The sequence below is a fragment of the Bisbaumannia salifodinae genome, assembly GCF_055388505.1.
This window is the reverse complement of the sequence record NZ_AP043781.1, coordinates 2,083,417-2,095,897: the sequence shown is the minus strand read 5'-3', so window position 1 is coordinate 2,095,897 and position 12,481 is coordinate 2,083,417. Positions and strand designations below refer to the sequence as shown.

General features: G+C 67.8%; 11 protein-coding genes. 2 read left to right on the top strand and 9 right to left on the bottom strand.

The annotated features are described in order from the left end of the window. Positions 1-415: 415 nt before the first annotated feature. The 4 genes from ACZ5EF_RS09485 to ACZ5EF_RS09470 form a co-directional block, all read right to left on the bottom strand. Positions 416-808 (bottom strand): DUF2069 domain-containing protein, encoded by a 393-nt coding sequence (locus tag ACZ5EF_RS09485; RefSeq protein ID WP_346062399.1) that lies wholly within the window; start codon positions 806-808, stop codon positions 416-418. Beyond that, positions 805-1,416, bottom strand: a complete 612-nt coding sequence (wrbA, locus tag ACZ5EF_RS09480; RefSeq protein WP_346062400.1) for an NAD(P)H:quinone oxidoreductase — start codon at positions 1,414-1,416, stop codon at positions 805-807. Before wrbA ends, ACZ5EF_RS09485 begins: the two co-directional genes overlap by 4 nt. Before the next feature lie 46 nt (positions 1,417-1,462). Beyond that, positions 1,463-1,801: an arsenate reductase family protein gene (locus ACZ5EF_RS09475; RefSeq protein ID WP_346062401.1), complete on the bottom strand. Its 339-nt coding sequence runs from the start codon at positions 1,799-1,801 to the stop codon at positions 1,463-1,465. A gap of 145 nt (positions 1,802-1,946) precedes the next feature. Then, a complete protein-coding gene (locus ACZ5EF_RS09470) occupies positions 1,947-2,360 on the bottom strand; it encodes a gamma-glutamylcyclotransferase family protein (RefSeq protein ID WP_346062402.1) in 414 nt (137 codons plus the stop codon). A gap of 95 nt (positions 2,361-2,455) precedes the next feature. On the opposite strand from ACZ5EF_RS09470, the gene smrA reads away from it, so the two are divergent. Further along, positions 2,456-3,040: a DNA endonuclease SmrA gene (gene smrA / locus ACZ5EF_RS09465; RefSeq protein WP_346062403.1), complete on the top strand. Its 585-nt coding sequence runs from the start codon at positions 2,456-2,458 to the stop codon at positions 3,038-3,040. Between the two features lie 67 nt (positions 3,041-3,107). On the opposite strand, the gene ACZ5EF_RS09460 is transcribed toward smrA, so the two are convergent. From ACZ5EF_RS09460 to metH, 4 genes are all read right to left on the bottom strand, one after another. Beyond that, positions 3,108-3,626 carry a DUF934 domain-containing protein gene (locus tag ACZ5EF_RS09460; protein WP_346062404.1) on the bottom strand — a complete coding sequence of 173 codons (519 nt, stop codon included), beginning with the start codon at positions 3,624-3,626 and terminating at the stop codon, positions 3,108-3,110. Then, entirely contained in the window at positions 3,619-5,271 is a 1,653-nt protein-coding gene (locus ACZ5EF_RS09455; RefSeq protein ID WP_346062405.1) for a nitrite/sulfite reductase, read from the bottom strand. The genes ACZ5EF_RS09460 and ACZ5EF_RS09455 overlap by 8 nt, the downstream gene beginning before the upstream one ends. Positions 5,272-5,408: 137 nt before the next feature. Continuing rightward, the gene (locus tag ACZ5EF_RS09450; RefSeq protein WP_346062406.1) at positions 5,409-6,737 is read right to left on the bottom strand and encodes an MATE family efflux transporter; all 1,329 of its coding nucleotides are present in this window, start codon (positions 6,735-6,737) and stop codon (positions 5,409-5,411) included. Positions 6,738-6,792: 55 nt separating this feature from the next. Further along, positions 6,793-10,491, bottom strand: a complete 3,699-nt coding sequence (gene metH, locus ACZ5EF_RS09445) for a methionine synthase (RefSeq protein ID WP_346062407.1) — start codon at positions 10,489-10,491, stop codon at positions 6,793-6,795. 224 nt (positions 10,492-10,715) lie between these two features. Here metH and nfuA point away from each other — a divergent pair, with 224 nt between their 5' ends. Beyond that, the gene (gene nfuA, locus ACZ5EF_RS09440; protein WP_346062408.1) at positions 10,716-11,306 is read left to right on the top strand and encodes a Fe-S biogenesis protein NfuA; all 591 of its coding nucleotides are present in this window, start codon (positions 10,716-10,718) and stop codon (positions 11,304-11,306) included. A gap of 84 nt (positions 11,307-11,390) precedes the next feature. Here the strand turns inward: nfuA and ACZ5EF_RS09435 are convergent, their stop codons facing one another. Then, positions 11,391-12,389 (bottom strand): DNA-binding protein, encoded by a 999-nt coding sequence (locus tag ACZ5EF_RS09435; protein WP_346062409.1) that lies wholly within the window; start codon positions 12,387-12,389, stop codon positions 11,391-11,393. Between the last annotated feature and the right edge of the window lie 92 nt (positions 12,390-12,481).

Genomic DNA, 12,481 nt, shown 5'->3' with positions numbered 1-12,481 from the left:
GCCGCCGATGTCGTTCAGGGGTTGCCCCTATCTTAAGGGCTCGAGGCGAGCTCAACAGCCGCCGATGTCGTTCAGGGGTTGCCCCTATCTTAAGGGCTCGAGGCGAGCTCAACAGCCGCCGATGTCGTTCAGGGGTTGCCCCTATCTTAAGGGCTCGAGGCGAGCTCAACAGCCGCCGATGTCGTTCAGGGGGTTGCCCCTATCTTAAGGGCTCGAGGCGAGCTCAACAGCCACCGATGTCGTTTAGGGGGTTGCCCTTTATCTTAAGGGCTCGAGCCGAGCCGGACCATGGTCCTCGAGAGGACTGACGGTGCTGTGATACCGATCTCGCTGATCGCTCCTCGGCTGGCCCTGATGGCCTGGCGGTTTCAGGCTTTGAAGTAGTGGAGGAGCGAGCGTGAATGGGTGGCTGGGGTCAGGCGTCACGGCGCAGCTGGCGGCTGCGGAAGCGGGCATAGCCGGTGGCACCGACGAACAGCGCCAGGGCGGCGACGACGATGGCCATGCCCAGCAGGCCCAGTCCCGGCAGGATGGCGATATTCACCCCCATCATGAAATAGAGCAGGCTGACGAAGGCCAGCCAGGCATGGCCCCGGGGGCGCCTGGCGATCAGCGAGGGCAGGAAGAGCAGCAGGGGCAGCAGATAGATCAACGCTGCTATCAGGCTGGTGCCCGCTTGCAGCCGCCAGCCGGCGAAGGCCAGTAACAGCGCCAACGCGGCGTAGCTACCCAGCACCAGGCGGCGGCTGCCAGCGGTCAGGGTATCCAGGCCGCGTTCGGCCTCCCAGCGTTCCAGTCGCTGTCTCATCGGGCGCCCTCCAGGGCCAGGGCCAGGCGCGCCAGACGCCGCCCCTGGGCGAAGGCGAGGTGACGTTCGGCCTCATCCAGGGGCTTGTCGCTGCGCTGACCGGCCAGATGGCTGGCGCCATAGGGGGTGCCCCCGGCGGTGGTGGTATAGAGCTCCGTCTCGCTATAGGGCAGGCCGGCATAGACCATGCCGTGATGCAGCAGCGGCAGCAGCATGCTGATCAGGGTGCTCTCCTGGCCGCCGTGCAGGCTCGAGGTGGAGGTAAAGGCGGTGGCCGGCTTGTCGATCAGGGCCCCGCCGACCCACAGCTCGCTGGTGGTATCGATAAAATGCTTGAGGGGCGCCGCCATATTGCCGAAGCGGGTGGGGCTGCCCAGCGCCAGGGCGGTGCAGTGGCGCAGGTCGTCCAGGCTGGCGTAGACGGCCCCCTCGGCGGGAATCTCCGGGTCCACCGCCTCGCAGGTGGGGGAGACCGGCGGCACGGTTCTCAGCCGCGCGGCGATGCCCGACCGGGACTCCACGCCGGCGGCGATCTGCTCGGCCAGGGCGCGGGTGGCGCCATGGCGGGAATAATAGAGGATCAGCACATAGGGGAGGGCGTCAGGCATGGGAGCTCCGGGGACGGCGGCATAGGTCGGGGAGATAGGGCGGCGATCAGTCGAGCAGGGCCAGGATCGCTTCCGGGGGGCGGCCGATGATGGCACGATCGCCGCGGTCGGCGATGGGGCGCTGCATCAGCTTGGGGGTCGCGGCGATGGCATCGATCACCGTCTCGAGATCCATGGCGTCCCGGTCCAGGGCCTTCCATTCCGCCTCGTTGCTGCGCAGCAGGGCTCCGGCATCATCGAGCCGTGCGGCCAAGTCGCGCAGCGCCTGGGCATCCAGCGGCTCGTCCAGGTAGCGGTGGACCCGGAAGTCGACGCCGCGGGCTTCCAGCAGGGCCAGGGCTTCCCTCGACTTGGAGCAGCGGGGGTTGTGATAGAGGGTGATCATCGGCGGGGCTCCTCGCAGCAGAATCAGTGGCTTGGCGGCTATTGTAGGGCGGCCCCAGCCCCCTCACAAGGCGAGGCGGTATCCCTGTCCTCTTAGTCGATTTATACCGTTATCTATCTGTCTGGCCTAACAGCCCCAGCCTCGGCTAATCTATCCGTCGATAGACCCAGGCGAGACGACCATCCATCAAGGGGAGCTCCACCCGCTCGTAGCGAATGCCCAGTCGCTCGTAGCGATCCAGCCTCGCCAGTTCCCCGGCATCGACCCGCAGCAACAGCCCCTCGACGCTGGCTTCGTCATCGCGCCTGATATCCAGCCCCTCGCGGCGATAGCCGGGAAGGTTGGCGGGCTCGGGGTCGCCACTGCGTCCATAGACCAGCCAGCGCAGCGGGGCATACCGCAGGGTGCCGTAGACGAAAACCCGGTGCTCACCGGCGGCGATCGGGGCCAGTTCCTGCGGCGGCGAGTAACCGAACGGGCTCAGCAGGGTCCACCAGAGGTAGCCCGTCACCAGCAGCGGCAACCCCAGCAGGCCGGTCAGGAAATAGCGTAGCGGCATGGAATCGTCTCGTGGGCAAGGGGGACGGCAGGAGGGTGACAAGGGACTCCCCACGGGGGTTACCATAGGGATCGGGTCTCAAGGAGGCAATCACCATGGGTCAGGAATCACAGGACTTTCGTCACCTGATGGGGGAGGTGGAGCCGCTGCGCCGCGGCCAGGGACGCGCCGACCCGGGGCACAAGCGCCGGGGGCCCAGCGAGGCACAGCTGGCTCGGCGCCGCGACGCCGAGGCGGTCGGCGAGGAGAGCAACTTCCTCTCCGATGAGTTTGTCGAGCCGCTGGGCGCCTGGGATCCGCTGGCCTACCGGGGGGACGGCATCCAGACCGGGGTCATGGATCGCCTGCGCCAGGGCGGCTATGCTCCCCAGGCGCAGCTGCACCTGATCAAGGTACCCCTGGAGCGGTGCCGTCGGGAGCTGTTCGGCTTTATTCGTGACGCCGAGGCCCACGACCTGCGCTGTCTGCTGATCGTGCATGGCCGGGGCAGCCGCGACGACGGCCCCGCCAACCTGCGTCGCGCCTACCTCGACAAGTGGCTGCGCCAGTTCGCTTCGGTGCAGGCCTTCGCCTCCGCCCAGCCGCCACATGGCGGCCTGGGCGCCACCTATGTGCTGCTGCGCAAGAGCGAACGGGCGCGGGCCGCCAACCGGGAGCGGCAGCAGAAGCGCCGCGGTTGAGGCCGCTCCCCAGACGACACGGCCCCGGCAATTGCCGGGGCCGTGTCGTTCCGAAAAGCGCAGGGGCTCAGGCGCCTTTCTGCTCCTTCAGGCGGCGCTCGAAGAGCGCCTCCTGGCTGTCCACCGCCGGCTGATAGCTGACGCTGAACGCGCCCAGGGCACGCAGGGCATCCTCCAGGTGCTGATCCTCCCGCAGGGCCAGGGCATCGAAGCCGCAGCGGCTCATGTAGTAGAGCTGATCCACCAGCACATCGCCGATGGCGCGCACCTCGGCGCCGTAGCCGTAGCGCTCGCGCAGCAGCCGCGCCAGGCTGTAGCCGCGACCGTCGGTGAAGGCGGGGAAGTCGATGGCGATCAGCGGCGCCGCCGCCAGGCGCTCGGCCAGCTCAGGCGTCAGCTCGGTATCGCTGGGCAGCCAGGGCGCCAGGCCCTCGTCACCGGCGTGGTCCAGCCACAGGGCCAGGGGCACGATCACCGGGCGCTGGCCGGGCAGGGCCTCCTCGTGGCGGGACAGGGCCCAGTCGTCCTGTTCCGGTTGACCCAGCTTGATCAGGGTCTGGGCGTGCTCGAGTTGGGTGTCAGGCATAGACCCGCTCCTTGAAGGGCTTGAGACCGATACGGCGATAGGTGTCGAGGAAGGTCTCGTCGTCGTGGCGCTGCTCGACGAAGACCTTGAGCACCTTGTCGATCACCTCGGGCACGTCCTCGCGGAAGAAGGAGGGGCCGAGAATCTTGCCCAGGGAGGCGTCGTCGCTGGCGTTGCCGCCGAGCGAGATCTGGTAGTACTCCTCACCCTTCTTGTCGACGCCGAGGATGCCGATATGGCCCACGTGGTGGTGGCCACAGGCGTTCATGCAGCCGGAGATATTGAGGTCCAGGGGGCCGAGATCGTAGAGGAAGTCGAGGTCCTCGAAGCGTTCCTGGAGGGCCTGGGCGATGGGGATCGATACCGCATTGGCCAGGCCGCAGTAGTCGCCGCCGGGGCAGCAGATGATGTCGTTGAGGGTGCCCACGGTGGGGTTGGCCATGCCCAGCTCATCCAGCTCTCGCCACAGGGTCTCGAGCTCGTCCACCGGCACGTCGGAGAGCACCAGGTTCTGCTCGTGGGTGACCCGTACCTCGCCGAAGCTGTAGCGCTCGGCGAGATCCGCCACGGCGTCGAGCTGGTCGGCGGTGACGTCCCCGGGGGCATGCTCGCGACGCTTCAGCGACAGGGTGACCGCCTTGTAGCCGGGCACCTTGTGGTCGGTGACGTTATTGGTGACGAAGCGACCGAAGGCGCGGTTCTCGCCACGCAGCGCCTCGACGGCGGCGATGGCGTCCTCGGCCACCGGACGACGCTCCGGCTCGATAAAGTGAGCGCGGGCGGCCTCCACGGCCTCCCGGGTCAGGGTCTGGGGGCCATCCTTGAGGTGGGCCCACTCGGCGTCGACGCGACGGCGGAACTCCTCGATGCCCAGCGCCTTGACCAGGATCTTGATACGCGCCTTGAACTTGTTGTCGCGGCGACCGAACTGGTTGTAGACCCGCACGCAGGCCTCCAGGTAGGTCAGCAGGTGCTGCCAGGGCAGGTCCTCGCGCACCACGTCGCCGATCATCGGCGTACGGCCCAGGCCGCCGCCGGCCAGCACCTTGACCCGCAGTTCACCCTGGTCGTCGTGCCACAGCCGCAGGCCGATATCGTGGACCTGGATGGCGGCCCGGTCGGCGGCGGCGCCGGTCACGGCGATCTTGAACTTGCGCGGCAGGAAGGCGAATTCCGGATGCAGGGTCGACCACTGGCGAATCAGCTCGCACCAGGGGCGGGGATCCTCCACCTCGTCCCGGGCGATGCCGGCGAACTGGTCGCTGGTGGTGTTGCGGATGCAGTTGCCGCTGGTCTGGATGGCATGCATCTGCACTTCGGCGAGCTCGGCGAGGATCTCCGGCACGTCCTCCAGCGCCGGCCAGTTGAGCTGCAGGTTCTGGCGGGTGGTGAAGTGGGCGTAGCCGCGGTCGTAGCGGCGGGTGATCTCGCCCAGGCGCCGCAGCTGGGTGGCGGAGAGCATGCCGTAGGGGATGGCGATGCGCAGCATGGGCGCATGCTTCTGGATATAGAGCCCGTTCTGCAGGCGCAGCGGGCGGAATTCCTCTTCCGGCAGACGCCCGGCCAGGTGGCGCGCCATCTGGTCACGGAACTGGGCGACGCGTTCGTCGACGAGCGTCTGATCGTAGGTGTCGTACCGATACATTCAGGGGTGTCCTGCTAGTCGGGGCCAAAAAATAGGGTGCCGTATGCTGGCACCTTACTCCTCTCTCTTTATTCTATGAAAGAATAAATGATCATAGATTTTTATTAAAGGGTTATTAGTAGCGACCAAGGAGGCCGCTAGATAACCAGTCGCTGCCAGCGACGGCGTTGCCAGATCCAGGCGAAGCATAGGGAGTTGAAGCAGCGATAGCCCAGTTGCACCCACCAGATGCCGATCAGGCCCTGTTCCAGCACCACCCCGACCCACCAGGCCAGGGGCAGGAACAGCAGCCACTGGGTGGCCAGGGTCAGGGTCATCACGGTGCGATTGGCGCCGGCCCCCAGCAGGGCCTGGCCCAGGACCAGGGCGGCGGCATCCAGCACGATCATCAGGGCGGTGAGCCGCAGGGGCAACTGGCCCATGCGGATCAGCTCGGGGTCATGCAGGAAAATCGACAGCACCGCCTCGGGGAAGAGCAGCATGGGCAGCGCCAGGGCCGCCAGGCAGGGCCAGGCCAGGCGCACCACGTCCCAGCCCCAGCGATGGGCGTCTCCAAGGGCCTCGCGGCCCATGGCCTGGCCCACCAGGCTAAGGGCGGCCAGGCCCAGGCCGACCCCGGGCAGGATCAGCAATAGCGACAGGTTCACCAGCACATGGCCCACCGCCACGCTGGCGGTATCCAGCTGGCCGAGGACCCAGAACAGCACCGCATAGCCGGCGGCGAACCACAGCTGCTGGAAGGAGTGGGGGGTGGCCAGGCGCAGGGTGGTGGCCAGGATGGCCGGCCGCGGCCAGCGCCGGGGGCCTGAGCGGGCGCCGAGGTGGCGCCCGCTGACCAGCGCCCAGAGGGCCACGCCCACCAGCAGCGAGGCCGTGGTGCCGGCGCCGGCGCCGGCGGCCTCCAGGCGCGGCAGTCCCCAGTAGCCGAAGATCAGGCCGATGCTGGCCAGCACATTGACCGCATGCATCACCAGGATGATGCGCAGGTAGATGCCGGTGCGCTGGATGCCGTTCCAGTAGCCGCGGAAGCAGAAGATCATCGCCACCGGGACCAGGGAGAGCACTCGCCAGCGGAAGTAGCTCACCGCCTCGGCGTGCACGGCGGCGTCCTGGTTGATCCACCCCAGCAGCCGTGGCGCCTGCCACAGGCAGAGCAGTGACAAGGGGCCGGCCACCAGCAGGGCGATCAGCAGGCCCGCCCCCAGGGGCTGGGCGCGACTGGCCCAGTCCTGCTCGCCATGGCGCCGGGCGGTCTGGGCCTGGACCCCGGAGGAGAGGCCGAAGACCACGGCGGTAATCAGGAAGATCGCATAGCCGCCGATGCCGACGCCGGCCAGCGGAACCTCGCCGAGGCTGCCCACCAGGGCGGCATCGATCAGGTTGAGCAGGCTCTGGGAGAGCATACCGGCGATGATCGGCAGGGCGAGGCGCAGGATGGTCTGGCGGCGGGTCGACTCGGGAAGCATCGGCTCTCGTCGGCTGGGTGGCCCGGCTACTCACGAGTCGGCGGGCCGCGGCGGCTCAGGCGGGGTCGTAGGAGAGCACCGGCGCCAGCCAGCGCTCCAGCTCCGCCAGCGACATGGCCTTGCGTTCGGCCAGCGCCTCGACCTGATCACGGGTGATCTTGCCGGTGGAGAAGTACTTCGACTGGGGGTGGGCGAAGTACCAGCCGGCCACCGCCGCCGCCGGCCACATGGCGAAGTTCTCGGTGAGCGCCAGGCCACTGTGGGTCTCGGCGTCGAGCAGCCGGAAGAGGGTGGCCTTCTCGGTATGGTCGGGACAGGCGGGGTAGCCCGGCGCCGGACGGATGCCCTGGTACTTCTCGGCGATCAGCGCGTCGTTGTCGAGGGTCTCCTCGGGCACATAGCCCCAGTACTCCTTGCGCACCCGCTCGTGGATGCGTTCGGCGAAGGCCTCCGCCAGGCGATCGGCCAGCGCCTGGACCAGGATGGCGTTATAGTCGTCGCCGGCGGCCTCGTAGGCCTTGCTCAGCGCTTCCACGCCGTGGCCGGCGGTGACCGCGAAGCCGCCGATCCAGTCCGGCTTGCCGCTGGCCTTGGGGGCGATAAAGTCGGCCAGGCTGTAGCAGACGCCGTCGCGGTTCTTGGTCATCTGCTGGCGAATATGGTGCAGCCGCTCGACCACCCGGGTGCGCGACTCGTCCGCATAGACCTCGATGACGTCGTCGTCGACGCTGTTGGCCGGCCACAGGCCGATCACGCCCCGGGCCTGGATGCGCTTCTCGTCGATCAACTTGGCGAGCATCTTCTGGGCATCGTCGAAGAGGCTGCGGGCGGCCTCGCCCACCACCTCGTCGTCGAGAATCTTCGGGTACTTGCCGGCCAGCTGCCAGCTCATGAAGAAGGGCGTCCAGTCGATGCGCTCCACCAGCTCCGCCAGGTCGTAGTCGTCGAAGGCGGTGAGGCCAGGGGTGCGGGGCGCCGGCGGCGTATAGCCGGCCCAGTCGATGGCGAACTTGCGGGCCCGCGCCTCGGCATAGGAGAGGTCGGCGGCCTTGGGGCGGCGCTTGGCGTTACGTTCGCGGACCTGTTCATACTCGGCACGGATCTCCGCCACATAGGCCTCCTTGAGGCCCGGGGAGAGCAGCTTGCCGGCCACCCCCACGGCCCGGGAGGCGTCGGTGACGTAGATCACCGGATGCTCGTAGCCGGGCTCGATCTTCACCGCGGTATGCGCCTTGGAGGTGGTGGCACCGCCGATCAGCAGCGGCAGGGTGAAGCCCTGGCGCTGCATCTCCTTGGCCACATGCACCATCTCGTCCAGCGACGGGGTGATCAGCCCGGAGAGGCCGATGATATCGGCGTTCACTTCCCGGGCGGTCTGCAGGATCTTCTCCGCGGGCACCATGACGCCGAGGTCGATCACCTCGTAGTTGTTGCACTGCAGGACCACGCCGACGATATTCTTGCCGATATCGTGGACGTCGCCCTTGACCGTGGCCATGACGATCTTGCCCTTGGCTTGGGTCTCCTCGCTCTTCTCGGCCTCGATAAAGGGGATCAGGTAGGCCACCGCCTGCTTCATCACCCGCGCCGACTTGACCACCTGGGGCAGGAACATCTTACCGGCACCGAACAGGTCGCCGACCACGTTCATGCCGTCCATCAGCGGCCCCTCGATCACCTCGATGGGGCGCGCCGCGGCGGCCCGGGCCTCCTCGGTGTCCTCCTCGATATAGGCGGTGACGCCCTTGACCAGGGCGTGCTCGATGCGCTTGTTGACCGGCCAGGAGCGCCACTCCAGGTCTTCCTTCTTGGCGCCGCCGGAACCGTCGCCCTTGTACTTGTCGGCCAGGTCCACCAGGCGCTCGGTACCGTCGGCGCGGCGGTTGAGCACCACGTCCTCCACCGCCTCGCGCAGTTCCTCCGGCAGGTCGTCGTAGACCGCCAGCTGGCCGGCATTGACGATGCCCATGGTCAGGCCGGCGCGGATGGCATGGTAGAGGAACACCGAGTGAATCGCCTCGCGCACCGGGTTGTTGCCGCGGAACGAGAACGACACGTTGGAGACGCCGCCGGAGACCAGGGCATGGGGCAGGTGCTCGCGGATCCACTGCGTCGCCTCGATGAAGTCGACGGCGTAGTTGTCGTGCTCCTCGATGCCGGTGGCGATGGCGAAGATATTGGGGTCGAAGATGATGTCTTCCGGCGGGAAGTCGAGCTCATCGACGAGGATGCGGTAGGCGCGCTCGCAGATCTCGGTCTTGCGGGCGAAGGTGTCCGCCTGGCCGACCTCGTCGAAGGCCATCACCACCACGGCGGCACCGTGCCGCCGGCAGACGGTGGCCTGCTCGCGGAAGGCGTCCTCGCCCTCCTTCATCGAGATCGAGTTGACCACCGCCTTGCCCTGCACGCACTTGAGCCCCGCCTCGATGATCTCCCACTTGGAGGAGTCGATCATGATCGGCACCCGGGCGATATCCGGCTCGCCGGCGATCAGGTTGAGGAAGCGCACCATGGCCTCCTCGGACTCGAGCATGCCCTCGTCCATATTGATATCGATGACCTGGGCGCCGCTCTCCACCTGCTCCAGGGCCACCTCCAGGGCGGTGGTGAAGTCTTCCTCGACGATCAACCGCTTGAAGCGTGCCGAGCCGGTGACATTGGTGCGCTCGCCGACGTTGACGAACAGCGAATCCGCCTCGATGTTGAAGGGCTCCAGCCCCGACAGGCGGCAGGCCCGGGGGCGCTCCGGCACCACCCGCGGGGCGGTCTCGCGCACCGCCTCGGCGATGGCGCGGATATGCTCGGGGGTCGAGCCGCAGCAGCCGCCGATGATATTGACCAGGCCGCTGGCCGCGAACTCGGCGACGATGGCCGCCATCTCCTCGGGGGTCTGGTCATATTCGCCGAACTCGTTGGGCAGGCCGGCGTTGGGGTGGGCGGAGACGAAGGTGTCGGCCTTGTTGGAGAGCTCTTCCAGGTAGGGGCGCAGCTCCTCGGCGCCGAGGGCGCAGTTGAGGCCCACCGAGAGCGGCCGGGCATGGCGGATCGAGTTCCAGAAGGCCTCGGTGGTCTGGCCGGAGAGGGTCCGCCCGGAGGCATCGGTGATGGTCCCGGAGATCATTACCGGCAGGCGCTCGCCACGGGCCTCGAAGAGCTCCTCCAGGGCGTAGATGGCCGCCTTGGCGTTGAGGGTATCGAAGATGGTCTCGATCAGGATCAGGTCGCTGCCGCCCTCGATCAGCGCCTCGGCGGCCTCGTAGTAGTTCTCGCGCAGGGCGTCGAAGGTGACGTTGCGCTTGGCCGGGTCATTGACGTCCGGCGACAGGGAGGCGGTGCGCGAGGTGGGGCCCAGCACCCCGGCCACGTAGCGGGGCACCCCGGACTCCGCGGCCACGGCGTCGCACACCTCGCGGGCCAGGCGCGCCGACTCCCGGTTGAGCTCGGGGACCAGCTCCTCCATGCCGTAGTCGGCCTGGGAGAGGCGAGTGCTGTTGAAGGTGTTGGTCTCGACGATCTCGGCGCCGGCCTCCAGGTACTCCCGGTGAATACGGCCCACCAGGTCGGGGCAGGTCAGCGCCAGCAGGTCATTGTTGCCCTTGAGGTCGCTGGGCCAGTCGGCGAAGCGTGTGCCGCGAAAATCGCTCTCGTCGAGGCTGGCGTTCTGCAACATGGTGCCCATGCCGCCATCGAGAATCAGGATGCGGCGCGTCAGGGTATCCAGGAGGGTAGCGATACGGGCGTTCGGGGCAGCCATGGTCGGGGGTCGTCTCCAGCGGTTCCAGCGTCTTTTTTCTGTCCGGGCGGCGAAGCCACCGGGGGCTCGCGCGACCCGCTATCTTATCAGAATCCTGGCCGCCGCGGGCAGGGGTGGGAAGCAGAGGCTGGCTATACCCCAGTAAAAAGCTCGGGATTGTGTCGCCAGGGAGTTTTCCTTACCATGGATGGCATCATGACCGTGCCTACCAGGATTCTTGCCCCATGAGCCAGAGCATCCAGATCACCGATAGCGCCCAGGAGTACCTCGCCGAGCTGCTGGAAAAGCAGAATGTCGAGGGCATCGCGGTGCGCATCTTTATCACCCAGCCCGGTACCCCCTATGCCGAGACCTGCCTGGCCTACTGCCGCCCCGGGGAGGAGGAGCCCAGCGACGAGCGGCTGGAGCTCGACAAGATCGTCGTCTACCTGGACAAGCACAGCCTGGCATTCCTCGACGAGGCGGTGGTGGACTTCAATGCCGACCGCATGGGCGGGCAACTGACCATCAAGGCGCCCAACGCCAAGATGCCCAAGGTCAACGCCGACAGCCCCCTGGAGGACCGCATCAACTACGTCCTCTATAGCGAGATCAACCCGGGCCTGGCCGCCCATGGCGGCGAAATCAAGCTGGTCGAGCTGACCGAGGAGAAGGTGGCGGTGCTGGCCTTCGGCGGCGGCTGCCAGGGCTGTGCCGCCGTGGACCTGACCCTCAAGGAGGGCGTCGAGAAGACCCTGCTGGAACGCGTTCCCGAACTCGTCGGGATCCGCGACGTGACCGACCATACGGATACCAGCCAGGCCTACTACCGCTAACCGCGGTTACCCCGCGCTCCCTCCACTAAGGCCGCCCACCGGGCGGCCTTAGTGCGTTATGGCGCCACGTTAATCCCCCATCACCTAGCAGACGAAGGGCGGCAGGGGGCGCTCGGCCAGCCGGGCCTGTAGCGCCGCAAGCTCTCCCTGCAAGACCTCCAACTGCCCCCTGAGGGCCGCATTCTCGCTCCCCCGGGCATCCAGCAGGGCCTCGAGACGCTCTTCCCCGACGCGCCTGGCCTGCGCTTCGGCCTGCTGCTGTTGCCCTGCCCGGTCGGCCTGTTGCTGAGCCTCCTGCCGCGCCTTCTCCGCCTCGGCGGCGAGCCCTCGCTGCTCTTCCAGTTGGCTCTCCAGGCGGCTCAGGCGTGCTTCCAGGCGCTGCTGCCGCTCCCGGTGCTGCTTGTCGTCGGCCTGACGCTGCTGACGCGCCTCGTCGAGCAGCGCCATCAGCCGCGATTCGGCGGCCTCGTGACGCTGCTCCTCCTGGGCCAGTTGCTGGCGATGCGCCGCGGCCTGCTCGGCCAGGGCCTGCTGGTGGGCGGCCTCCCGGGTCTCGAGCCGCTCTCTCAGCTGCGCCAGCTCCGCCTGCCGGCTTTCTCGTTCCTGACGTAGCCGCTGCTCGGCCTCTCGGGCCTGATCCCGCTCGGCCTCCACCCGCGAGGCCAGGGCACCCAACTCTTCCAGGCGTGCCTGGGCACGATGGAGCTGCTCGGCCAGGGCCGACTCCCGCTGGGCGGCATCCTCCGCCTCGCGCCGCGCCTGGCCAGCCATCTCCTGAGCCTCGGCCACGCGACGGTCCGCCTCCTCGCGATAGTGGCTCAGGGCCTGGTGGGCACTCTCCTGGGCCGAAGCCCAGAGCTCGCTCATGGCGCTCTGCAGGGCCTCGGGCAGGGCCTGGGTGGGGGGAAGATCGCGATTGGTCTCGCGGCGGGCACGCCACTCCCGCAGGTGGTCACTGATGGTGGTAAAGCTGCCGGTGCCCAGCACCTCCCGCACCTTCTGCACGCTGGGGGTCTCCTGGCGTTGCAGCAGGGTGTCGATGGCCCGCTGCACATCCTCATACTGCACGCCGCTTCGTGCCATCTCGTCTCTCCTGTCGATTCCGGGCGCCGCCTGGGACGGCCTGGGCGCAGCTTAGCGGCTCGCTGGGCGCTTGGGAAGCCTTTTTACATATT